This window comes from Enterobacter cloacae complex sp. P13B (assembly GCF_014895915.1).
In the GTDB taxonomy this organism is placed as follows: Bacteria; Pseudomonadota; Gammaproteobacteria; order Enterobacterales; family Enterobacteriaceae; genus Enterobacter; species Enterobacter bugandensis.
This window is the reverse complement of sequence record NZ_JADBQN010000033.1, coordinates 73,901-95,125: the sequence shown is the minus strand read 5'-3', so window position 1 is coordinate 95,125 and position 21,225 is coordinate 73,901. Positions and strand designations below refer to the sequence as shown.

Sequence of the window (21,225 nt, the reverse complement as noted above, 5' to 3'; positions counted from 1 at the left end):
ACTGGGGATCCCTCAGCCCCAGGGGAGAGGGAATAAAATGCACATAAAACAAAGCCCGGTTTCCCGGGCCTTGAACGCAACAGCACACTCAGTAATACGCTTGCAGCGTCCGTTGACACAGCGCCGAGCGCACGCAGTCCTCTTTGGTGAAGCGTACCACCCCAATCATCTCATCTTCCTCAAAACGTGACATGGCGTCGCTGAGGCCGGACTTCACGCCCGACGGCAGGTCACACTGGGTAATATCGCCGTTGACGATAACCGTCACGTTCTCCCCGAGGCGCGTTAAAAACATCTTCATTTGCGCAGCGGTCACGTTCTGAGCCTCGTCGAGAATAACGACCGCATTTTCAAATGTACGTCCGCGCATATAGGCGAACGGCGCGATTTCCACCTTGCCAATCTCTGGTCGCAGGCAGTACTGCATAAAGGATGCACCCAGTCGCTTCACCAGCACGTCATAGACGGGCCTGAAGTACGGAGCAAACTTCTCCGAAATATCGCCGGGCAGGAAGCCGAGATCTTCATCAGCTTGCAGTACAGGACGGGTAACAATAATGCGCTCCACGTCCTTATGGATCAGCGCTTCCGCTGCTTTGGCTGCACTGATCCAGGTTTTCCCGCATCCGGCTTCGCCGGTTGCAAAGATGAGCTGTTTACTCTCGATAGCATTCAGGTAGTGCGCCTGAGCCTCATTGCGCGCCACAATTGGAGAATTATCACGGCTGTCTCTGGCCATGCCAATTGCTTCTACGCCACTCATCTGCACAAGCGAGGTGACCGATTCTTCTTCACGCTGTTTATGGCTACGTGAGTCCCGTCTCAGCACACGTTTTGCTTCGCGACGAGCTTTGATCACTGCTTTTTGTCTTCCCATGGATAGCACCTTGAGTTGTTGGTATTCATCACACGCGCCAGCTTCGGCACGATTATGCGCACGAACATCAGAGGGTTGGCTTCCTTGTAAGCCATTGCTTGCTTTATCAGATGACGATACAGAACGGCTACGCGCACCGTTCTGCACGTCGGTCGAATCAGGTTCTTGAGGTGTGGGGGAGAATTTAGTGGTGAGGAAATCGCTGCCGGAGTCTGAGCCTCCGCGCCGGGTGCTGCGGTTGTTATGTTTACCTTGTCCAGTACAGGACGCAACCATTCGCGATCTCCATAGTGATTCAGCATCACTGCCGGGAACTACCGCTGTCTTATCTTAAGTACATCAGGAGTTATCATAAATGCAACATTTATTTTACCTGAATGCAACTTTTAAGACTGTTCCTGCAGCGGAATCAGTCTTATATATGAATATTACAGAAATATAACAATAAGATAGTCATATAAAAAAATAATGTCCCCGCGAACTATCGCAGGGACGATTATCAGGCTTCCATCAGACCTTGTGCGAGATACGCGCCAGCATCGCGCGCGCCGGGCAGGGCAAAGAAATAGCCGCCGCCGATGGGCTTAATGTACTCTTCCAGCGCTTCGCCGTTTAACCGCTTCTGCACGGTCAGGAAGCCTTTCTCCAGATCGTGCTGATAGCAGACGAACAGCAGCCCCATATCAAGCTGGCCGGAATTGGTCACGCCCAGCGAATAGCTGTAGCCACGGCGCATCATCAGGCTGGACTGCGTCTCTTTGGTGCGCGGGTTGGCAAGGCGAATATGGCTGTCGAGCGCGATAACGTCGCCATCCGGGTCGTTCGCGTAGTCCGGCACATCATGCTCGTGCTTCATGCCCAGCGGCGCCCCGCTCTGCTTGTCGCGGCCAAAAATCGTCTGCTGCTCTTTCAACGGCGTGCGGTCCCAGAACTCCACGTGGAACTGAATAATGCGCACAGCCTGGTAGCTGCCGCCCACCGCCCATGCGGGTTCCCCCTGATCTGCCGTCACCCACACCACGTCTTTCATCAGCGCCGCATCGCTGCTGTCAGGGTTGGCCGTGCCGTCCTTAAAGCCCAGCAGGTTAACCGGCGTCTCTTTGCCCTTGCTGCGGGCGGCGTGGTCAGAGATAAACCCTTCCCGCTTCCAGCGCACGCTCAGCAGATCCGGCGTGTGCTTGATGATATCGCGCAGGGCGTGGATCACCGTGTCCTGGGTATTGGCACAAATCTGCAGGAGCAGATCGCCGTGGCACAGCGCCGCGTCGAGGGAGTCATTCGGGAAGCGCGTCATCTTCTGCAGCGCGTTCGGCTTCTGTTTTGCCAGGCCGTAGCGGCCGTCAAACAGCGACTCCCCTACCGACACGGTAATGGTCAGGTTATCCGGCGCGATAAACGCCCCGAGGATACCGGAATCCATCGGCGGCAGGCGCGGGTTCGGCGTATCCGGTGCCGGCCCGCCCGCGGTAAGAAACGCGATGCGCGCCGTCAGCAGGCGGAACAGACGCTCCAGATCCGCCTTATCGCTGGCCAGCGAATCAAAGGCCACCAGCATCATGGAAGCCTGCTGCGGCGTGAGAATACCCGCCTGGTGCGCGCCATAAAACGGCTGGGTCTCCATGCGGGCATCCGGCGAGAGCGTACCGGGCGCGCTCTGCGGTTTCGCCGCATGCGCCACCGGGCAACCGCCCGCCAGGGCAAACGCGCCGCCCAGCGCCCCTACCCCTTTTAACAACCGACGTCGGGAAGGTTCCGCCACGTCGAATTCTTCGTGCTTGTTCATCGTGCTTAGTCCAGACCCAGTACGCCGCGCAGCAGGGAGAGATCTTCCGCCAGCGTCGTAATCGGGCCTTTCAGCGCGTTACGGTCGGCGTCGGTCAGCTTGTCGTAGGTTTCGAACCCGTCTTTGGTACGGTACTTCGCCAGGATGGTATCGACCTTTTTGAAGTTGGCATCTACTTTCGCCAGCAGTTCGCCGTTCTCTTTCTGCAGCTGAGGACGCAGCAGCTCGACAATCTTCTGCGCACCGTCGACGTTGGCCTGGAAGTCCCACAGGTCGGTATGGCTGTAGCGATCTTCTTCACCGCTGATTTTGCTCGCGGCCACTTCTTCAATCAGACCGGCCGCGCCGCCCACCACCTTCGACGGCGGGAAGGCAAGCTCGCTGATGCGCTTTTGCAGCTCCAGCACGTCGGTGTTCAGCTGCCCGGCGTATTTCTCCATTCCTTTGGTGGAGTTATCGCCAAACAGAGCTTTTTCCAGACGGTGGAAGCCGGTGAATTTCGGATCGGCGGCCTTCTGCTCGTAGTCATCTTCGCGGGCATCAATGCTGCCGTCGAGGTCAGAGAACAGCTCGGCAATCGGCTCGATACGCTCGTAGTGCTGACGGGTTGGCGCGTACAGGGATTTCGCTTTTTCGATATCGCCCGCTTTCACGGCGTCGGTGAAGGCTTTGGTGCCCGTGACCAGGTCCGCCGTCTCTTTGGTGACGTAGGCTTTATAGGCGGTGATGGCGTCGCCCAGGCTCAGCAGGGCCGTGCCTTTGGCCGCGTCCGCCGTCGCTGCACCTTTGACGATCAGCTTGCCTTTAGGGTTGGTCAGCAGGCCGCAGGTCATGTCGTATTCACCCGGCTGCAGGTTGGCGGTCATCTTCTGGCTGAAGCCCGGCGCGATGTTCTCGCGCTCTTCCACCACCATCACGCCTTTGAGGATCTCCCACTCCAGCGCCTTCTGGCTGTGGTTCTGAATGATAAACTGGGTTTTACCGCTGTTAACCGTGATGGTCATCGGCTCGCACTGCTTATCGTTAACGGTGACTTTTACCTGCGGAATATCCGCAGCCTGCGCAGCGAATGCAGAAGCGAACAGCGCGGCAATGCCTGCGCACAATGCACTACGACGAAACTGAATTGCCATGACTCTTCCCTTAAAAAGTATGTTGTAACTAAAAGAATAATTACGGCGCAACGCGCGACGCCTGCGAGCCGGTACGCGGCGGCATCGCGAACAGCACCAGCGCCGGAACCAGATAGATAAAGTACATCGCCACTTCGCTGACGCTCGGCGTTTCCTGGTAGCCGAAGATGCCTTCGAGCAGGGTGCCGGTCAGTGAATGGGTGGAGAGAACGTTGCTGAGATCGAACGCCACGTCCTGGAAGTGGTTCCACAGGCCCGCCTCGTGGAAGGCGCGAATCGCCCCTGCCGCCAGCCCCGCGGCCACCAGCAGAATGAACAGGCTGGTCCACTTAAAGAAGGCGCCCAGGTTGAGGCGAATGCCGCCCCAGTAGAGCAGAAAGCCCAGCACCACCGCCGTTGCCAGACCGAGCATGGCGCCCAGCGGCGGCCAGATGCCCACGTCCTGCTGGAATGCCGCCAGCAGGAAGAAAACCGATTCCAGACCCTCGCGCGCCACGGCGAAAAAGACCATCATAATCAGCGCCCAGCCGTGGTGATTCCCCTTCTGCAGGGCGTTATCCACCGCCTGCTCCAGCTGCACCTTCACGTTGCGGGAAACTTTGCGCATCCAGAAGACCATCCACGTCAGGATGAACACCGCAATCACGGCGACGATACCTTCAAACAGCTCCTGCTCTTTCTGCGGGAATTCGCCGGTGGTTTCATTGATGAGGATACCTAAGCCCAGGCAGAGCGCCGCGGCAAGGAAGACGCCAACCCACATCACGCCAATCCAGCGCCCACGCTGGGTGCGCTTCAGATAGCTGGCGATAAGGCTGACAATCAGGGCCGCTTCAAGGCCTTCACGTAACATAATGAGAAATGGAACAAACATGCCGACACCTTAAATGTTTATCGCGGTCAACTGATGCAAAGAAAGGTAAATTCTTGTGATAGTGATTATCATTACGGCGAAAGGAAACACAAGCGAAATATGTGGTGATTTGATGACGAGTTGTAAACGCAAAGCCTGTTAATAGTTGCCGCCGTTACCGTTAAGTTTATAAGTTATAATAAAAATGCCCATTTACGGTTAACCAGTGCTGTGGCTAAATATCCGCCTCAAAAACCAACCGAAAATATCCCATGTTTAAGATTGTCCATTTCCTGCTGGCGCTGGTGATTATTCTTGCCCTTGCCTGGCTGGTGAGTTTCGACCGCCGAAAAATTCGCATTCGTTATGTTTTACAGCTGATTGTTATTGAAATGGCGCTGGCGTTCTTTTTCCTGCACGCCGAAAGCGGGCTATTCCTGATTAAATACGTTTCCGGCTTCTTTGAGTCACTGCTGAAATTTGCCTCGGAAGGGACGAATTTCGTCTTTGCCGGAATGGGTGAAAAAGGGCTGGCGTTTATTTTCCTCGGCGTGCTGTGTCCGATTATTTTTATTTCCGCACTGATTGGTATTCTCCAGCACTGGCGGATCCTGCCGATTTTTATTCGAATCATCGGGACGCTGCTGTCAAAACTGAACGGCATGGGCAAGCTGGAATCGTTCAACGCGGTGAGCTCGCTGATCCTTGGCCAGTCGGAAAACTTCATTGCCTATAAAGGCGTGCTGGGGGATCTCTCCTCGCGTCGTCTGTTCACCATGGCGGCCACGGCCATGTCGACGGTCTCCCTGTCGATTGTCGGTGCCTATATGACCATGCTCGACGCCAAGTTTGTCGTTGCCGCGCTGATCCTGAACATGTTCAGCACCTTTATTATTCTCTCGGTCATTAACCCGGTGCGTCCGGAAGCCGAGCCGGATATCAAGCTGGAAAAACTGCACGAATCCCAGAGCTTCTTTGAAATGCTGGGCGAGTATATTCTGGCCGGTTTTAAGGTGGCGATGATTATTCTGGCAATGCTGATTGGCTTTATCGCCCTCATCAGCGCCGTTAACGCCCTCTTCTCCAGCGTATTCGGCATGAGCTTCCAGCAGATCCTGGGCTATGTGTTTTATCCGCTGGCGTGGCTTATCGGGATTCCACTCAGCGATGCGTTAAACGCGGGCAGCATTATGGCAACCAAGCTGGTGGCGAATGAATTTGTAGCGATGATTGAGCTGCAAAAAATTGCTCATGAAATGTCACCGCGCGGGCTGGGTATTTTGTCCGTCTTCCTGGTGTCGTTTGCCAACTTCGCCTCCATCGGCATCGTCGCCGGGGCGATCAAAGGGCTGAACGAGCAGCAGGGCAACGTGGTGTCGCGGTTTGGTCTGCGCCTGGTATACGGTGCGACGCTGGTGAGCCTGCTGTCGGCGAGCTTTGCGGGATTAGTGCTGTAAATTGCTTTGCTACAAAACAACAACGGCGGGTTATCCCGCCGTTGTTGTTAAAACTGTACGCACACCGGCTGGTCGACCCGCATCACCGACTCCTGCGCGAAACGAGACTTATAGATCCCGCGCAACGCTTCGATGTTCTTCTCGCTCTGCGCGTCTTTACCGTGGATAAGCATTAACGCTTTGCTAGGTTCACGCGCCACTTTCCCGTCGTTCCCCAGCCACTGCCCGCGCGCATCAAACATCGTTAAGCCATCGCGAAAACGCGGCGTCACGTCCTGGTCAACAAACTGCTGCCACTCGCTGCCGGTAATCTGCGCCCCGGCAGGACGGTTTAAGCCGAAATAGAGCGTGGTTTGCTGCATCTGGTTATCCGCTTTGCAGGTCTCCACCGCCGCGTGTTGCGAGGGTGCGTTGCAGCCCGCCAGCATCAATAATGCCGCTGCCATTACCCCTGTTTTGATGGTCATGTATCGCTATCCTCATTGTTATAAGCACATGGATATCACAGGAAAATACGGATTTTGGCAAGAAAAAAGCCGGGTGGCGCTTGCGCTTACCCGGCCTACGGTACTGCGTGAGAAAATTATTCTGGCTGCAGCTTAGTCGGCGGCGCAGTGTGGTAGTGCGCATCCGCTTCCGCAAAGCGCTTTTGCATAGAGGCAGACGGGGCTTTACCCAGCAGGCTGAACACCACAATACCGATGCTGCCGAAGATGAAGCCCGGAATGATTTCGTACAGGCCCAGCCACGCGAACTGCTTCCAGACGATGACGGTCACCGCACCGATGATCATCCCCGCCAGCGCGCCGTTGCGGGTCATGCGTGACCACATGACGGAGAACAGGACTACCGGCCCAAACGCGGCACCGAAGCCCGCCCACGCGTAGCTCACGAGACCCAACACGCGGTTTTCCGGGTTGGCTGCCAGCGCAATGGCAATCAGCGCCACCAGCAGCACCATAAAGCGCCCTACCCACACCAGCTCTTTCTGGCTCGCATTTTTACGCAGGAAGGCCTTGTAGAGGTCTTCGGTGATTGCACTGGAGCAAACCAGCAGCTGACAGCTCAGGGTGGACATCACCGCCGCCAGGATCGCGGAGAGCAGAATACCGGCAATCCACGGGTTAAACAGAATCTGCGCCAGCTCGATGAACACGCGCTCGGCGTTCTGGTTCACCGCGCCCGCCTGCGCCGGGTTATTGCTGAAGTAGGCGATACCGAAGAAGCCGACCGCACACGCGCCCGCCAGACACAGGATCATCCACGTCATGCTGATGCGACGCGCGTGAACGATGGTGTGATGAGAATCCGCCGCCATAAAGCGCGCCAGAATGTGCGGCTGACCGAAGTAGCCCAGGCCCCAGCCCATCAGGGAGACGATGGCAACGAAATTCAGCCCTTTCAGCATGTCGACGTTTTCGATGCTCTTCTGCTTGATCACTTCCAGTGAATCGCCAAAGCCGCCAACGGTGAAAATCACAATCACCGGGGTCAGGATCAGCGCGAAGATCATCAGGCTCGCCTGCACGGTGTCGGTCCAGCTGACGGCCAGGAAGCCGCCCACGAAGGTATAGAGGATGGTTGCCGCCGCACCGGCCCACAGCGCCGTTTCGTAGCTCATGCCGAAGGTGCTTTCGAACAGACGGGCGCCCGCCACGATGCCGGAGGCACAGTAGATGGTGAAGAACACCAGGATCACCACCGCGGAGATAATGCGCAGCACGCGGCTGTTATCCTCAAAGCGTCCGGTGAAATAGTCCGGCAGCGTCAGGGCGTTGTTGTTGGCCTCGGTATGCACGCGCAGACGGCCTGCCACCAGCTTCCAGTTGATCCATGCGCCCACGGTCAGACCGATGGCGATCCAGCTTTCCGAGATACCGGAGATGAAAATCGCGCCCGGCAGCCCCATCAGCAGCCAGCCGCTCATGTCGGATGCGCCCGCAGAGAGCGCGGTGACCATTGGGCCTAAGCTGCGCCCGCCAAGGATGTAGTCGTCAAAGTTTTTAGTGGAACGCCATGCCAAAAACCCTATCAGGATCATGCCAAAAATATAAACGAGAAATGTCACCAGCATCGGTGTGCTAATAGCCATTCAAATTCTCCAAAATGTCGAGCGACAACCGTCCGGGTTGCCTTGTTATGTCATCACCGGAACGTAGTGATGTGTGTATGTGTTTCCGTTGGGCGCGCTATCCTGCCGTATACGCTTCCCACTGACAAACGATTTAACACTGCATTTACATGAATTTCATCCCTGGTTTTATACGTCTTTCCTATAGGTTGCACTCGCTCACATTTATATGGGTTGCACCTTTGAAAAGTGTTAAGCACCGCATAAAAACAGGCTTTGCATGCAGAAGCCAGCGCTTTTTTCCAGCTAACTATTCGTTAACAATCCATTCATTTTCCAGCTTGCAAACCAGGTCACATTTAACACGGTTGCACAAAGTTGCAACATGGTGGATATTTCACGCTATCAACAGAACGCTATTACAGAACAACAGGAGTTTTGGCATGGGGATGACCACCATGGGGGTTAAGCTGGATGACGCGACCCGCGAACGGATTAAGACCGCAGCAACCCGCATTGACCGCACACCGCACTGGTTAATCAAGCAGGCGATTTTTAACTATCTGGAAAGGCTGGAGAGCGAAGACGGCCTGCCGGAGCTGCCTGCCCTGCTGGCGGGCGCAGCGAACGAAAGCGAAGACGCCGCGACGGCGGTGGAAGATAACCACCAGCCGTTCCTCGAATTTGCCGAGCAGATCCTGCCGCAGTCCGTCAGCCGCGCCGCCATTACCGGGGCTTACCGCCGCGCCGAAACCGACGCCGTGCCGATGCTGCTGGAGCAGGCCCGCCTGCCGGAAGCCGTTGCCGCCCAGGCGCACAGCCTGGCGTATCAGTTAGCCGACAAGCTGCGCAACCAGAAAACCGCCACCGGCCGCGCCGGGATGGTGCAGGGCCTGTTGCAGGAGTTCTCCCTCTCCTCACAGGAAGGCGTGGCGCTGATGTGCCTGGCGGAAGCGCTGCTGCGTATTCCGGATAAAGCTACCCGCGACGCGCTGATCCGCGACAAGATCAGCAACGGCAACTGGCACTCCCACATTGGCCGCAGCCCGTCGCTGTTCGTCAACGCCGCCACCTGGGGTCTGCTGTTTACCGGCAAGCTGGTCTCCACCCATAACGAAGCCAACCTGTCACGCTCTCTGAACCGCATTATCGGCAAGAGCGGCGAGCCGCTGATCCGCAAGGGCGTGGACATGGCGATGCGTCTGATGGGCGAGCAGTTCGTCACCGGGGAGACCATTGCCGAAGCGCTGGCGAACGCCCGCAAGCTGGAAGACAAAGGTTTCCGCTACTCCTACGACATGCTGGGTGAAGCGGCCCTGACCGCCGCCGACGCGCAGGCCTACATGGTCTCTTACCAGCAGGCGATCCACGCCATCGGTAAAGCGTCCAACGGTCGCGGTATTTATGAAGGTCCGGGCATCTCTATTAAGCTCTCCGCCCTGCACCCGCGCTACAGCCGCGCGCAGTACGACCGGGTGATGGAAGAGCTCTATCCGCGCCTGAAGTCCCTGACCCTGCTGGCGCGCCAGTATGATATCGGCATCAACATCGACGCCGAAGAGGCTGACCGTCTGGAGATCTCCCTCGATCTGCTGGAAAAACTGTGTTTCGAACCGGAGCTGGCGGGCTGGAACGGGATTGGTTTCGTCATCCAGGCCTACCAGAAACGCTGTCCGTTCGTCATTGATTACCTGATTGACCTGGCCAGCCGCAGCCGTCGCCGCCTGATGATCCGCCTGGTGAAAGGCGCCTACTGGGACAGCGAAATCAAACGCGCCCAGATGGAAGGTCTGGAAGGCTATCCGGTCTATACCCGCAAGGTCTACACCGACGTCTCTTACCTCGCGTGCGCGAAAAAACTGCTCGGCGTGCCGAACCTGATTTACCCGCAGTTCGCGACCCACAACGCCCATACCCTGGCGGCGATCTACAGCCTGGCCGGGCAGAACTACTATCCGGGCCAGTACGAGTTCCAGTGCCTGCACGGCATGGGCGAACCGCTGTACGAGCAGGTCACCGGTAAAGTGGCGGACGGCAAGCTGAACCGCCCGTGCCGCATCTATGCCCCGGTGGGCACCCACGAAACCCTGCTGGCGTACCTGGTGCGTCGTCTGCTGGAAAACGGGGCGAACACCTCCTTCGTTAACCGCATCGCCGACACCACCCTGCCGCTTGACGAACTGGTGGCCGATCCGGTGCAGGCCGTAGAGAAGCTGGCGGCGCAGGAAGGCCAGATTGGTCTGCCGCATCCGAAAATTGCCCTGCCGCGCGAGCTGTACGGCGCGGGCCGCGTCAACTCGGCGGGCCTGGATCTGGCGAACGAACACCGTCTGGCGTCGCTCTCCTCTGCCCTGCTCAACAGCGCATTGCAGAAATGGCAGGCCAAACCGATCCTTGAGCAGTCCGTTGAGGACGGTGAAATGCAGCCGGTGATCAACCCGGCAGAGCCGAAGGATATCGTCGGCTACGCGCGTGAAGCCACGGAAGCGGAAGTCGATCAGGCGCTGGAGAGCGCGGTGAATAACGCGCCAATCTGGTTCGCCACCCCGCCGCAGGAGCGTGCCGCCATTCTGGAACGCGCCGCGGTGCTAATGGAAGATCAGATGCAGCAGCTCATCGGCATTCTGGTGCGCGAAGCGGGTAAAACCTTCAGCAACGCCATCGCCGAAGTGCGTGAGGCGGTCGACTTCCTGCACTACTACGCCGGTCAGGTGCGCGATGATTTCGACAACGAAACGCACCGCCCGCTCGGTCCGGTGGTCTGTATCAGCCCGTGGAACTTCCCGCTGGCGATCTTCACCGGCCAGATTGCCGCCGCCCTTGCCGCAGGCAACAGCGTGCTGGCGAAACCGGCAGAGCAAACCCCGCTGATTGCCGCCCAGGGCATCAACATTCTTCTGGAAGCAGGCGTTCCGGCGGGCGTGGTGCAACTGCTGCCAGGGCGCGGTGAAACGGTGGGCGCCAAACTCACCTCCGATAACCGCGTGCGCGGCGTGATGTTTACCGGTTCGACCGAAGTGGCCTCCCTGCTGCAACGCAACATCGCCACCCGTCTGGATGCGCAGGGTCGTCCTACCCCGCTTATCGCCGAAACTGGCGGCATGAACGCCATGATTGTTGACTCCTCCGCGCTCACCGAGCAGGTGGTGGTTGACGTGCTGGCCTCCGCCTTCGACAGCGCCGGTCAGCGCTGCTCCGCCCTGCGCGTGCTGTGCTTACAGGATGACGTAGCTGACCACACGCTGAAGATGCTGCGCGGCGCGATGGCCGAATGCCGCATGGGCAACCCGGGCCGTCTCACCACCGACATCGGGCCGGTGATCGACGCGGAAGCTAAAGCCAACATTGAAAACCATATTCAGGCCATGCGCGCCAAAGGCCGTCCGGTGTTCCAGGCGGTGCGCGAGAACAGCGAAGATGCCCGCGAGTGGCGTACCGGCACCTTTGTGCCGCCTACGCTGATTGAGCTGGCAAGCTTCGACGAGCTGAAAAAAGAGATCTTCGGCCCGGTGCTGCACGTGGTGCGTTACAACCGTAACAACCTCAACGCGCTTATCGACCAGATCAACGCCTCCGGCTACGGCCTAACGCTCGGCGTGCATACCCGTATCGACGAGACCATTGCGCAGGTCACCGGCACGGCCAAAGTCGGCAACCTGTACGTCAACCGCAACATGGTTGGCGCGGTCGTTGGCGTGCAGCCGTTCGGCGGCGAAGGCCTCTCCGGTACGGGTCCGAAAGCGGGCGGTCCGCTCTACCTGTACCGTCTGCTGGCGAACCGTCCGGAAAATGCCCTGGGCGTGACGCTGGCGCGTCAGGACGCTGAATATCCGGTGGACGCGCAGGTGAAAGCCGTGCTGACCCAGCCGCTGGAGGCGCTGATTAAGTGGGCTGATAATCGTCCAGAGTTGCGTGCGGTTGCCCAGCAGTACGGCGAGCTGGCGCAGGCCGGTACCCAGCGTCTGCTGCCGGGGCCAACCGGCGAGCGCAACACCTGGACGCTGATGCCGCGCGAGCACGTACTGTGCGTGGCGGATAACGAGCAGGACGCGCTGGTACAGCTGGCCGCGGCGATGGCCACCGGGTGTGAAGTGCTGTGGCCGGACGATGCGCTGCATCGCGATCTCGCCAAACAGCTGCCGAAAGCGGTCTCGGCCCGCATTCGCTTTGCGAAGGCCGATGCCCTGCTGACCCAGCCGTTTGACGCGGTGATCTACCACGGTGATTCCGACCAGCTGCGCGAGCTGTGCGAGCAGGTGGCGGCCCGCAGCGGGGCGATTGTTTCCGTGCAGGGCTTCGCCCGCGGGGAAACCAACCTGCTGCTGGAGCGTCTGTACGTGGAGCGCTCGCTCAGCGTCAACACCGCGGCGGCGGGCGGTAACGCCAGCCTGATGACAATCGGCTAACGCTGTGCTAATTAGGCTCCGGAGACGGAGCCTTATTTTATTGGGGAGTATATGAAACGATATCTTATCGCCGGTGCGGCACTGCTGCTGAGCGCCAGCGCGCTGGCCAACGAGTGCGACAACGCCACCACGCAGCTTGAACTGAATACCTGTAGCGCGCAGCAGTACCAGGCAGCCGATAAAAAACTCAACCAGACCTATCAGGCCGCCATCAAACGCGCGGCGGCCCCCCAGCGCGACCTGCTGAAAAAAGCGCAGCAGGCGTGGATTAGCCTGCGCGACGCGGACTGCGCGTTTATCGGTTCGGGGACGGAAGGCGGGAGCGTCCAGCCAATGATTGTTAACCAGTGCCTGGCGGAAAAAACCGTGGAGCGCGAGGCGTTTCTGGCCTCGCTGATGCAGTGTGAAGAGGGCGACTTAAGCTGCCCTCTCCCGCCGGGCAATTAACGCACGCGGATCCCTTCGATAATCATCCGCTGCACGTTTTCGAGGGTGCTCTGGAAAAACGCCTCGTCCTGGAGCGTTTTACCGGTCACCGCCTCAACCTGGGCCGCAAAGTCAGCGTAATGCTGGGTAGCGGCCCAGATCATAAAGATCAGGTGCTGCGGGTCGACCGGGGCCAGCTTTCCGCTGGCAACCCATCCGGCGATAATCGCCGACTTATCGTCCACCAGCTGCTTTAAATCCCCCGTCAGCTCCGCCTGTAGCAGCGGCGCGCCCTGCAGCATCTCAAGACAAAACAGCTTTGACGCCTGCGGGTAATCGCGCGACACCTCGAGCTTCAGGCGAATGTACTCCTCGATAGCCACCAGCGGGGCCAGCTCTTCGCGAAATGCCTTGAGCGGCGCCAGCCAGATATCGAGGATCTGCTGCATCACCGCCACATACAGCGCCTCTTTCGACGGGTAATAGTAGAGCAGATTGGTTTTAGACACCCCGGACTGCTCCGCCACCTGCTCCAGGCGCGTGCCGTGAATGCCAAACTGTGAAAAGGTCTCCAGCGCGGCGCTGAGGATCGCCTGCTTCTTGGCGCTCACCGCCTGCGAACGTTTTCCGGGTGTTTTCACTGCGCCTTGTGTCATTTCCGCTCTCCATTTTCTTTCCTGCGCTCAGCATAGCAAAACCCCCGCCTCGCCACGACCTTCTGCACTCCCATCGCGCATGAGTGCCTGTTTTCTGTGCAATGTTTTTGACCATTTAGTCCACATTTAGCGGCATCAATCCCCCAACCTCCCATTAACACATTAATAACACAAGCGTTTTCAAAACTGGCATTGCCTTTGCAAAACCACCGTTACACCTGCGACGTAATGAAGAGAGGTTCGTGATGAAAATTGGCGTATTTGTACCCATCGGCAACAACGGCTGGCTTATCTCGACCACTGCACCGCAGTACATGCCGACCTTTGAGCTGAACAAAGCCATCGTGCAGAAAGCGGAGCACTACCATTTCGACTTTGCGCTTTCGATGATCAAGCTGCGCGGCTTTGGCGGCAAAACGGAATTCTGGGATCACAACCTGGAGTCCTTCACACTGATGGCCGGGCTGGCAGCGGTTACCTCGCGGATCCAGATCTACGCCACCGCGGCCACCCTCACCCTTCCGCCCGCGATCGTGGCACGCATGGCCTCCACCATCGACTCCATCTCCGGCGGGCGCTTTGGCGTTAACCTGGTCACCGGCTGGCAAAAACCGGAGTACAAGCAGATGGGACTCTGGCCGGGTGACGATTACTTCTCCCGTCGCTACGACTACCTGACCGAATACGTGCAGGTGCTGCGCGACCTGTGGGGCACCGGCAAAAGCGACTTCAAAGGCGACTTCTTTACCATGAACGACTGCCGCGTCAGCCCGCAGCCGTCGGTGCCGATGAAGGTGATTTGCGCCGGGCAGAGCGACGCGGGGATGGAATTCTCCGCGAAATACGCCGACTTTAACTTCTGCTTCGGCAAAGGCGTTAACACCCCTGCCGCCTTTGCCCCGACCGCCGCGCGCATGAAGGAGGCCGCCGACAAAACCGGGCGCGACGTGGGCTCGTACGTGCTGTTCATGGTCATTGCCGACGAAACCGACGACGCCGCACGCGCCAAATGGGAACGGTATAAGGACGGCGCTGACGACGACGCCCTGAGCTGGCTTACCGAGCAGAGCCAGAAAGACACCCGTTCCGGCGCAGACACCAACGTGCGTCAGATGGCCGACCCGACCTCCGCCGTCAATATCAACATGGGCACGCTGGTTGGCTCGTACGCCAGCGTTGCCAGGATGCTCGACGAAGTGGCTGCCGTACCCGGCGCGGAGGGCGTCCTGCTGACCTTCGATGATTTCCTCACCGGCGTAGAAACCTTCGGCGAGCGCATCCAGCCGCTGATGCAGTGCCGCGCCCACGTTCCTGCCGTCACGAAGGAGGTGGCGTAATGACGACCTTAAACGCTCGCCCGGAAGCCATTACCTTCGCGCCGCAGCAGAGCGCGCTGATCGTGGTGGACATGCAAAACGCCTATGCCAGCCAGGGCGGTTATCTGGATCTGGCGGGGTTCGACGTCTCCGCCACAAGGCCTGTGATCGAGAACATCAAAACCGCCGTCGCCGCCGCGCGCGCGGCGGGAATGCTCATCATCTGGTTCCAGAACGGCTGGGATGACCAGTACGTCGAGGCCGGCGGCCCCGGCTCGCCCAACTTCCACAAGTCGAACGCCCTGAAAACCATGCGCAAGCGGCCCGAACTGCAGGGCAAGCTGCTGGCCAAAGGCGGCTGGGATTATCAGCTGGTGGACGAGCTGGTCCCGCAGGCGGGCGATATCGTCCTGCCGAAACCGCGCTACAGCGGCTTTTTTAACACCCCGCTCGACAGTCTGCTGCGCAGCCGGGGCATTCGCCACCTGGTGTTCACCGGCATTGCCACCAACGTCTGCGTGGAATCGACCCTGCGCGACGGCTTTTTCCTCGAGTATTTCGGCGTGGTGCTGGAAGACGCGACCCATCAGGCCGGGCCGGAATTCGCCCAGAAGGCAGCTTTGTTCAATATCGAAACCTTTTTTGGCTGGGTCAGTAACGTTGCGGATTTCTGCGACGCCCTGAATCCTCCGCTCGCCCGTATCGCCTGAGGAGACACACGATGCCGAAATCCGTAATCATCCCGCCTGGCACCAGCACGCCCATCGCCCCGTTCGTCCCCGGCACCCTCGCCGACGGCGTGGTGTATGTCTCCGGCACGCTGCCGTTTGATAAAGACAACAACGTGGTATTTATCAACGACCCAAAGGCGCAAACCCGCCACGTGCTGGAGACGATCAAAACCGTGATCGAAACGGCGGGTGGCACCCTGGAGGACGTGACCTTCAACAGCATCTTTATCACCGACTGGAAAAACTACGCCGCGATTAACGAAATCTACGCCGAGTTCTTCCCCGGCGATAAACCGGCGCGGTTCTGCATTCAGTGCGGGCTGGTAAAACCGGACGCGCTGGTTGAGATCGCCACCGTTGCGCACATCGCGAAGTGAGGCAGGCATGAAACTTTCCGTCTCGCCGCCGCCATACGAGGGTGCGCCCGTGGTGGTCTTTATTTCCGGTCTCGGCGGCAGCGGCAGCTACTGGCTGCCCCAGCAGGCCGCGCTGGAGCCGGAGTATCAGGTGGTGTGCTATGACCAGCGGGGAACGGGCAATAACCCCGACACCCTGCCGGAGGGTTACAGCCTTGCGCAGATGGCAGACGAGCTCGCCCAGGCGCTGGCTGACGCAGGCATTGCGCGCTACAGCGTCGTCGGGCACGCGCTCGGCGCGCTGGTCGGCCTGCAACTGGCCCTCGACAGGCCCGACGCCCTCACCGCGCTGGTGTGCGTCAACGGCTGGCTGACCCTCAATGCCCACACCCGCCGCTGTTTTGACGTTCGCGAGCGGCTGCTGCATTCCGGCGGCGCGCAGGCGTGGGTCGAGGCGCAGCCGCTATTTCTCTACCCGGCAGACTGGATGGCCGCCCGCGCGCCGCGTCTGGAGGCCGAAGAAGCGCTGGCGCTGGCCCATTTCCAGGGTAAAACCAACCTGCTGCGCAGGCTCAGCGCCCTGAAAAAAGCCGACTTCCGCCGCCAGTCCGCACGCATTCGCTGCCCGGTGCACATTATCTGTTCCGCCGACGACGTGCTGGTGCCGTCCGTCTGTTCCGCTGAACTGCACGCCGCCCTCCCGCACGCCCACAAAACGGTCATGCGCCAGGGCGGACATGCCTGCAACGTCACCGAACCGGACACCTTTAACACCCTGCTGCTGAACGGGCTTGCCAGCCTGCTGCACAGCCCTGAACCCGCTTTATAAGGAGCTTTAATGAGCGAAGCCATTACCCCCGCCGCGCTGGAAACGCTGTTCACCGGTGCCCGCACCCACAACGGCTGGCTGGATATGCCGGTCAGCGACGAGACGCTGCGCGAGATGTATGACCTGATGAAATGGGGCCCAACGTCTGCCAACTGCTCACCGGCGCGCATTGTCTTTGTGCGAAGCGCAGAGGGAAAAGAGAAGCTGCGCCCGGCGCTCTCCAGCGGCAACCTCGATAAAACGCTTACCGCCCCGGTGACAGCGATTGTCGCCTGGGACGGGGAATTCTACGAGCGCCTGCCCGAGCTGTTCCCGCACGGCGATGCCAGAAGCTGGTTTACCGCAAGCCCCGCGCTGGCGGAAGAGACGGCCTTTCGCAACAGCTCAATGCAGGCCGCGTATCTGATTTTCGCCTGCCGCGCACTCGGCCTGGACACCGGGCCGATGTCGGGCTTTGACCGACAAAAGGTCGACGAGGCCTTTTTCACCGGCACAACGCTTAAAAGCAACCTGCTGATCAACATTGGCTATGGTGATACGCGCAAACTTTACGGGCGCCTGCCGCGCCTGACCTTCGACGATGCCTGCGGACTGGCGTAAGGAGCGATCGTGATGACACCCGATAAACAAACCTTTCGCGACGCCATGGCCTGCGTCGGCGCGGCGGTCAACATCATCACCACCGACGGCCCGGCGGGGATGGCGGGCTTCACCGCCAGCGCGGTATGCAGCGTCACGGATTCCCCTCCCACCCTGCTGGTGTGCCTGAACCGCGGCGCGTCGGTCTGGCCCACGTTCAGCGAAAACCGCACCCTGTGCGTGAATACCCTGAGCGCCGGACAGGAGCCTTTATCCAATCTGTTTGGCGGTAAAACGCCGATGGCGGAACGCTTTACCGCCGCCCGCTGGCAGACGGGCGACACGGGCTGCCCGCGTCTGGAGGATGCGCTGGCCTCGTTTGACTGCCGCATCAGCCAGGTGGTCAGCGTCGGTACTCACGACATTCTGTTTTGCGACATCGTATCGATTATTCGCCACCCCGCCCCGCAAGGTCTGGTGTGGTTTGACCGCAGCTACCACGCGCTTATGCGACCCGCCTGCTAAGGCGCTTTAAGGAGACAGACCATGTTCGGATTTCCCCACTGGCAGTTGAAATCGACCTCCACTGAAGCAGGCGTGGTCGCGCCGGATGAACGCCTCCCGCTCGGGCAAACCATGGTGATGGGCGTCCAGCATGCAGTCGCGATGTTTGGCGCGACGGTATTGATGCCGATGCTGATGGGGCTCGATCCCAACCTGTCTATTCTGATGTCGGGAATCGGCACCCTGCTGTTCTTTTTTGTTACCGGCGGGCGCGTGCCCAGCTACCTGGGCTCCAGCGCCGCCTTTGTCGGCGTGGTGATCGCCACTACCGGTTTTAACGGCCAGGGGATCAACCCCAACCTGAGCGTGGCCCTCGGCGGCATCATCGCTTGCGGGCTGGTCTATACCCTGATTGGTCTCGTTGTGATGAAGATCGGCACGCGCTGGATCGAACGGATGATGCCCCCCGTCGTCACCGGCGCGGTGGTGATGGCGATAGGCCTGAACCTCGCGCCGATTGCGGTGAAAAGCGTCTCCGCTTCGCCGTTTGAAAGCTGGATGGCGGTGATCACGGTGCTGTGCATCGGCCTGGTGGCAGTCTTTACGCGCGGGATGATCCAGCGTCTGCTGATCCTGGTCGGGCTGATTGTCGCCTGTCTGATCTACGCCCTGCTGGCGAAAGTGTTCGGCATGGGCAAGCCGGTCGATTTTACCCTGCTTCATCAGGCCGCCTGGTTCGGTCTGCCGCAGGTGACCTCGCCCACCTTTAACACGCAGGCGATGATGCTTATCGCCCCGGTGGCGGTGATCCTGGTGGCGGAAAACTTAGGGCACCTGAAGGCGGTGGCGGGAATGACCGGGCGCAGCATGGATCCGTACATGGGCCGCGCGTTCGTCGGCGACGGGCTGGCGACCATGCTCTCAGGCTCCGTGGGCGGCAGCGGCGTGACCACCTATGCGGAAAACATCGGCGTGATGGCGGTGACCAAGGTCTACTCAACGCTGGTCTTCGTGGCGGCGGCGGTAATGGCGATCCTTCTTGGTTTCTCACCGAAGTTCGGCGCGCTGATCCACACCATTCCGTCACCGGTCATCGGCGGCGCGTCGATTGTGGTGTTCGGGCTAATCGCCGTGGCCGGGGCGCGCATTTGGGTGCAGCATCGGGTTGACCTCAGCCAGAACAGCAACCTGATCATGGTGGCCGTCACGCTGGTGCTGGGCGCGGGCGATTTTGCCCTGACGCTGGGCGGGTTTACGATTGGCGGGATTGGTACGGCGACCTTCGGCGCGATCCTGCTTAACGCCCTGCTGAGCCGCCGGATGGCTGCCGCGCCGCAGGCCGCCGCGGCGCATCAGGATTCGTGAAATCGATATGTCGGGTGACGGCTACGCCTTACCCGACCTGCATGCTCCTTAAGAGCGATCACGCCTGCTCAAACAGTCGTTCGATAGCTTTTGTCGGGAAGAACAAAGAATGGCTGTTTTCGCCTGCCAGCGGGATGAACCCCAGCTTCAGATAAAATCGTTTAGCCTGCTCGCTAAAGGCATCAACAAATATTCCGTGTACTCCCACCGCCTGCGATGCCAGATAGACGACCCGCATGGCATGCGTGACGAGCGTTGTTCCCAACTCCTGTCCCTGCAGGTCTTTATGTATCGCCAGACGTCCCAGCGTTACGCTCGGTACGTTGCTATAAGGGATCCGACGCTGCTGAGTCTTAGAAGGCAGCATCGCTTTTTCAAAGCAACTACCAGACAACGTGTAATAGCCCAGGACTCGCGGACCATCGCGATCTTTAAGCAAATAGCCTCGTAAAATACGCCCATTGTGCTGACGCACCAGATGTTCTGTGAGGAAGACATTTAGCGAGGGTTCACCACAATCGAAGTCCCTGAAATCATAGTCTTTTCCCTCTGAAAACATTTCGATCGTGAGATTATCCACGACGCTTCACTCCATGTTTCGAAGACGTTTCGCCGCTCGCTTCAGGCGTTCATTTGGCTCTGGTGGATTGTCGATGGCATCCATCACCGCATTCCAGGATGCTTCGTTTAATACGAGACGGCGGTGCTGCTCGATGACTTCCGCTGCCCGCTCTGACGCACTGTTCACCATAAACTGGGTGATCGTTTGATTCGTCATCGCTGCCGCTTCTTCAATCATTGTTTTGTCTTCGTCCGTTAAGCGAAGATCGATACGCTGTTTTTTCAGTGCTGGCATGGTTTACTTCACCGTGTACGGTATTTATCCGTACACATCGTAGATAAACCCGTCTGTTTTTTCAATCTAAACCTTTTTCAGCAGTCAAATGACTCGCTTCACGCCGCCGCTTTCTGAGCTTTAGCTCGCTCACCAGCACCCCGGCGACAATAAACGCCGCGCCCACCAGCGCCAGCAGCGGTAAACGCTCGCCGGCCAGTCGTCCGAAAATCCCCGCCCAGACCGGTTCACCGGTGTAGATCACCGTCGCCCGCGTTGGCGATACGCTGCGCTGCGCCCAGTTCATGGTCACCTGGATAATGGCGCTGAAGATGCCAAGCCCCAGCGCGACCACCACCAGCCCCGTGGACATCGGCGGCACGGATTCCCCGGCTGGCACCATCGTCGCGAAGGCCACCAGCGACGCCGTCGCGAGCTGCACCACCGTCACGCGCTTGACGTCCACTTTCCCAGCCCAGGCGCTGATCAGAATAATTTCCGCCGCGATGGCAATGGCCCCGACGAGGGTAATGATCTCGCCCGGCCCCAGCGCCAGCAGGTTATTTTCCGGCCCGGCTAATAAAATCAGGCCGATAAACGCCAGCACGATGCCAATGCAGGACATCAGCCCCGGTAGCCTCCCGAGGCATAACCATTGCAGCAGCGGCACCAGCGGCACGTACATGGCGGTAATAAAAGCGGATTTGCTGCTGGAGATGGTCTGCAATCCCCACGTCTGCAGGCTATAGCCCATCGCTATCGCAATCCCAATCGCCACGCCGGCCTTGAGTTCCTTCAGCGTCAGACCCCGCAGCGTTTTAAGGGAGATCAGCCCCACGGCTATCGCCGCCGTCGCAAAGCGCAGGCCGACAAAAAAGAACGGATCGCTGAGGGTCACCGCGTACTGGACGGCAAGAAAGGTCCCGCCCCAGAACATGGTGATGAGAATAAGGATGGCTTCCTGCGGTTTTATGGAGAATTTAAAGCGTGAGACGGACATGCGACACCAACAAGTGAGATCAATTCTGTAGTGTGCGTTGCCTTTGGT

Annotated in this window: 20 protein-coding genes; 10 read left to right on the top strand and 10 right to left on the bottom strand. The window is 59.1% G+C overall.

Going from position 1 to position 21,225, the window contains the following annotated elements:
- Window positions 1-88 precede the first annotated feature (88 nt).
- From phoH to efeU, 4 genes are all read right to left on the bottom strand, one after another.
- On the bottom strand, window positions 89-877 hold the full coding sequence (phoH, locus tag IM273_RS15350) for a phosphate starvation-inducible protein PhoH (RefSeq protein ID WP_024908976.1): 789 nt from the start codon (window positions 875-877) through the stop codon (window positions 89-91).
- A 499-nt stretch (window positions 878-1,376) separates the two neighbouring features.
- On the bottom strand, window positions 1,377-2,660 hold the full coding sequence (gene efeB / locus IM273_RS15345; protein ID WP_028012667.1) for an iron uptake transporter deferrochelatase/peroxidase subunit: 1,284 nt from the start codon (window positions 2,658-2,660) through the stop codon (window positions 1,377-1,379).
- A gap of 5 nt (window positions 2,661-2,665) precedes the next feature.
- On the bottom strand, window positions 2,666-3,793 hold the full coding sequence (efeO, locus tag IM273_RS15340; protein ID WP_028012666.1) for an iron uptake system protein EfeO: 1,128 nt from the start codon (window positions 3,791-3,793) through the stop codon (window positions 2,666-2,668).
- Window positions 3,794-3,833: 40 nt separating this feature from the next.
- Window positions 3,834-4,667, bottom strand: coding sequence for an iron uptake transporter permease EfeU (efeU, locus tag IM273_RS15335; RefSeq protein ID WP_028012665.1), 834 nt, complete (start codon window positions 4,665-4,667; stop codon window positions 3,834-3,836).
- 251 nt (window positions 4,668-4,918) lie between these two features.
- Here efeU and IM273_RS15330 point away from each other — a divergent pair, with 251 nt between their 5' ends.
- Window positions 4,919-6,103: a NupC/NupG family nucleoside CNT transporter gene (locus IM273_RS15330; RefSeq protein WP_028012664.1), complete on the top strand. Its 1,185-nt coding sequence runs from the start codon at window positions 4,919-4,921 to the stop codon at window positions 6,101-6,103.
- A 47-nt stretch (window positions 6,104-6,150) separates the two neighbouring features.
- On the opposite strand, the gene IM273_RS15325 is transcribed toward IM273_RS15330, so the two are convergent.
- The gene (locus tag IM273_RS15325) at window positions 6,151-6,570 is read right to left on the bottom strand and encodes a DUF3574 domain-containing protein (protein WP_193051326.1); all 420 of its coding nucleotides are present in this window, start codon (window positions 6,568-6,570) and stop codon (window positions 6,151-6,153) included.
- Window positions 6,571-6,686: 116 nt separating this feature from the next.
- Window positions 6,687-8,195 carry a sodium/proline symporter PutP gene (putP, locus tag IM273_RS15320; protein ID WP_193051324.1) on the bottom strand — a complete coding sequence of 503 codons (1,509 nt, stop codon included), beginning with the start codon at window positions 8,193-8,195 and terminating at the stop codon, window positions 6,687-6,689.
- Window positions 8,196-8,617: 422 nt separating this feature from the next.
- Between putP and putA the strand changes: the two genes are divergently transcribed.
- Together putA and IM273_RS15310 are read left to right on the top strand one after the other, a co-directional pair.
- Window positions 8,618-12,580: a trifunctional transcriptional regulator/proline dehydrogenase/L-glutamate gamma-semialdehyde dehydrogenase gene (putA, locus tag IM273_RS15315; RefSeq protein WP_193051322.1), complete on the top strand. Its 3,963-nt coding sequence runs from the start codon at window positions 8,618-8,620 to the stop codon at window positions 12,578-12,580.
- Between the two features lie 51 nt (window positions 12,581-12,631).
- Complete coding sequence (locus IM273_RS15310) at window positions 12,632-13,027, top strand: lysozyme inhibitor LprI family protein (RefSeq protein ID WP_193051320.1); 396 nt, start codon at window positions 12,632-12,634, stop codon at window positions 13,025-13,027.
- Here IM273_RS15310 and rutR read toward each other — a convergent pair.
- Window positions 13,024-13,662 carry an HTH-type transcriptional regulator RutR gene (rutR, locus tag IM273_RS15305; RefSeq protein ID WP_193051318.1) on the bottom strand — a complete coding sequence of 213 codons (639 nt, stop codon included), beginning with the start codon at window positions 13,660-13,662 and terminating at the stop codon, window positions 13,024-13,026. The genes IM273_RS15310 and rutR overlap by 4 nt on opposite strands.
- A 245-nt stretch (window positions 13,663-13,907) precedes the next feature.
- Here rutR and rutA point away from each other — a divergent pair, with 245 nt between their 5' ends.
- Genes rutA through rutG form a run of 7 tightly spaced genes read left to right on the top strand, consistent with a single transcriptional unit; the run spans window position 13,908 to window position 19,342 of the window.
- Window positions 13,908-14,999, top strand: a complete 1,092-nt coding sequence (rutA, locus tag IM273_RS15300) for a pyrimidine utilization protein A (RefSeq protein WP_193051316.1) — start codon at window positions 13,908-13,910, stop codon at window positions 14,997-14,999.
- Window positions 14,999-15,688 (top strand): pyrimidine utilization protein B, encoded by a 690-nt coding sequence (gene rutB / locus IM273_RS15295; protein WP_028012657.1) that lies wholly within the window; start codon window positions 14,999-15,001, stop codon window positions 15,686-15,688. Before rutA ends, rutB begins: the two co-directional genes overlap by 1 nt.
- 11 nt (window positions 15,689-15,699) lie before the next feature.
- Complete coding sequence (gene rutC / locus IM273_RS15290) at window positions 15,700-16,086, top strand: pyrimidine utilization protein C (protein WP_193051314.1); 387 nt, start codon at window positions 15,700-15,702, stop codon at window positions 16,084-16,086.
- A gap of 7 nt (window positions 16,087-16,093) precedes the next feature.
- On the top strand, window positions 16,094-16,894 hold the full coding sequence (rutD, locus tag IM273_RS15285; RefSeq protein ID WP_028012656.1) for a pyrimidine utilization protein D: 801 nt from the start codon (window positions 16,094-16,096) through the stop codon (window positions 16,892-16,894).
- A 9-nt stretch (window positions 16,895-16,903) separates the two neighbouring features.
- Window positions 16,904-17,494 (top strand): malonic semialdehyde reductase, encoded by a 591-nt coding sequence (locus tag IM273_RS15280; protein ID WP_193051312.1) that lies wholly within the window; start codon window positions 16,904-16,906, stop codon window positions 17,492-17,494.
- Window positions 17,495-17,506: 12 nt separating this feature from the next.
- A complete protein-coding gene (gene rutF, locus IM273_RS15275) occupies window positions 17,507-17,998 on the top strand; it encodes an NADH-dependent FMN reductase RutF (protein WP_032644856.1) in 492 nt (163 codons plus the stop codon).
- Window positions 17,999-18,019: 21 nt separating this feature from the next.
- On the top strand, window positions 18,020-19,342 hold the full coding sequence (gene rutG / locus IM273_RS15270; RefSeq protein WP_193051310.1) for a pyrimidine utilization transport protein G: 1,323 nt from the start codon (window positions 18,020-18,022) through the stop codon (window positions 19,340-19,342).
- A gap of 58 nt (window positions 19,343-19,400) precedes the next feature.
- Here rutG and IM273_RS15265 read toward each other — a convergent pair whose 3' ends face one another.
- From IM273_RS15265 to IM273_RS15255, 3 genes are all read right to left on the bottom strand, one after another.
- Window positions 19,401-19,922 (bottom strand): GNAT family N-acetyltransferase, encoded by a 522-nt coding sequence (locus tag IM273_RS15265; protein WP_193051308.1) that lies wholly within the window; start codon window positions 19,920-19,922, stop codon window positions 19,401-19,403.
- A 6-nt stretch (window positions 19,923-19,928) separates the two neighbouring features.
- Entirely contained in the window at window positions 19,929-20,198 is a 270-nt protein-coding gene (locus IM273_RS15260) for a DUF1778 domain-containing protein (RefSeq protein WP_008499829.1), read from the bottom strand.
- Window positions 20,199-20,259: 61 nt separating this feature from the next.
- Window positions 20,260-21,177 (bottom strand): DMT family transporter, encoded by a 918-nt coding sequence (locus IM273_RS15255; RefSeq protein WP_028012651.1) that lies wholly within the window; start codon window positions 21,175-21,177, stop codon window positions 20,260-20,262.
- Between the last annotated feature and the right edge of the window lie 48 nt (window positions 21,178-21,225).

What these genes read in the sequence shown, in the direction of transcription:
- efeB (WP_028012667.1), bottom strand. Translation starts at nt 2,660, where the DNA reads ATGAACAAGCACGAAGAATTCGACGTGGCGGAACCTTCCCGACGTCGG.
- rutF (WP_032644856.1), top strand. Translation starts at nt 17,507, where the DNA reads ATGACACCCGATAAACAAACCTTTCGCGACGCCATGGCCTGCGTCGGC.
- rutG (WP_193051310.1), top strand. Translation starts at nt 18,020, where the DNA reads ATGTTCGGATTTCCCCACTGGCAGTTGAAATCGACCTCCACTGAAGCA.
- efeO (WP_028012666.1), bottom strand. Translation starts at nt 3,793, where the DNA reads ATGGCAATTCAGTTTCGTCGTAGTGCATTGTGCGCAGGCATTGCCGCG.
- rutA (WP_193051316.1), top strand. Translation starts at nt 13,908, where the DNA reads ATGAAAATTGGCGTATTTGTACCCATCGGCAACAACGGCTGGCTTATC.
- phoH (WP_024908976.1), bottom strand. Translation starts at nt 877, where the DNA reads ATGGGAAGACAAAAAGCAGTGATCAAAGCTCGTCGCGAAGCAAAACGT.
- IM273_RS15260 (WP_008499829.1), bottom strand. Translation starts at nt 20,198, where the DNA reads ATGCCAGCACTGAAAAAACAGCGTATCGATCTTCGCTTAACGGACGAA.
- IM273_RS15280 (WP_193051312.1), top strand. Translation starts at nt 16,904, where the DNA reads ATGAGCGAAGCCATTACCCCCGCCGCGCTGGAAACGCTGTTCACCGGT.
- IM273_RS15255 (WP_028012651.1), bottom strand. Translation starts at nt 21,177, where the DNA reads ATGTCCGTCTCACGCTTTAAATTCTCCATAAAACCGCAGGAAGCCATC.
- rutD (WP_028012656.1), top strand. Translation starts at nt 16,094, where the DNA reads ATGAAACTTTCCGTCTCGCCGCCGCCATACGAGGGTGCGCCCGTGGTG.
- rutC (WP_193051314.1), top strand. Translation starts at nt 15,700, where the DNA reads ATGCCGAAATCCGTAATCATCCCGCCTGGCACCAGCACGCCCATCGCC.
- putP (WP_193051324.1), bottom strand. Translation starts at nt 8,195, where the DNA reads ATGGCTATTAGCACACCGATGCTGGTGACATTTCTCGTTTATATTTTT.
- IM273_RS15325 (WP_193051326.1), bottom strand. Translation starts at nt 6,570, where the DNA reads ATGACCATCAAAACAGGGGTAATGGCAGCGGCATTATTGATGCTGGCG.
- rutB (WP_028012657.1), top strand. Translation starts at nt 14,999, where the DNA reads ATGACGACCTTAAACGCTCGCCCGGAAGCCATTACCTTCGCGCCGCAG.
- putA (WP_193051322.1), top strand. Translation starts at nt 8,618, where the DNA reads ATGGGGATGACCACCATGGGGGTTAAGCTGGATGACGCGACCCGCGAA.
- rutR (WP_193051318.1), bottom strand. Translation starts at nt 13,662, where the DNA reads ATGACACAAGGCGCAGTGAAAACACCCGGAAAACGTTCGCAGGCGGTG.
- IM273_RS15330 (WP_028012664.1), top strand. Translation starts at nt 4,919, where the DNA reads ATGTTTAAGATTGTCCATTTCCTGCTGGCGCTGGTGATTATTCTTGCC.
- IM273_RS15310 (WP_193051320.1), top strand. Translation starts at nt 12,632, where the DNA reads ATGAAACGATATCTTATCGCCGGTGCGGCACTGCTGCTGAGCGCCAGC.
- efeU (WP_028012665.1), bottom strand. Translation starts at nt 4,667, where the DNA reads ATGTTTGTTCCATTTCTCATTATGTTACGTGAAGGCCTTGAAGCGGCC.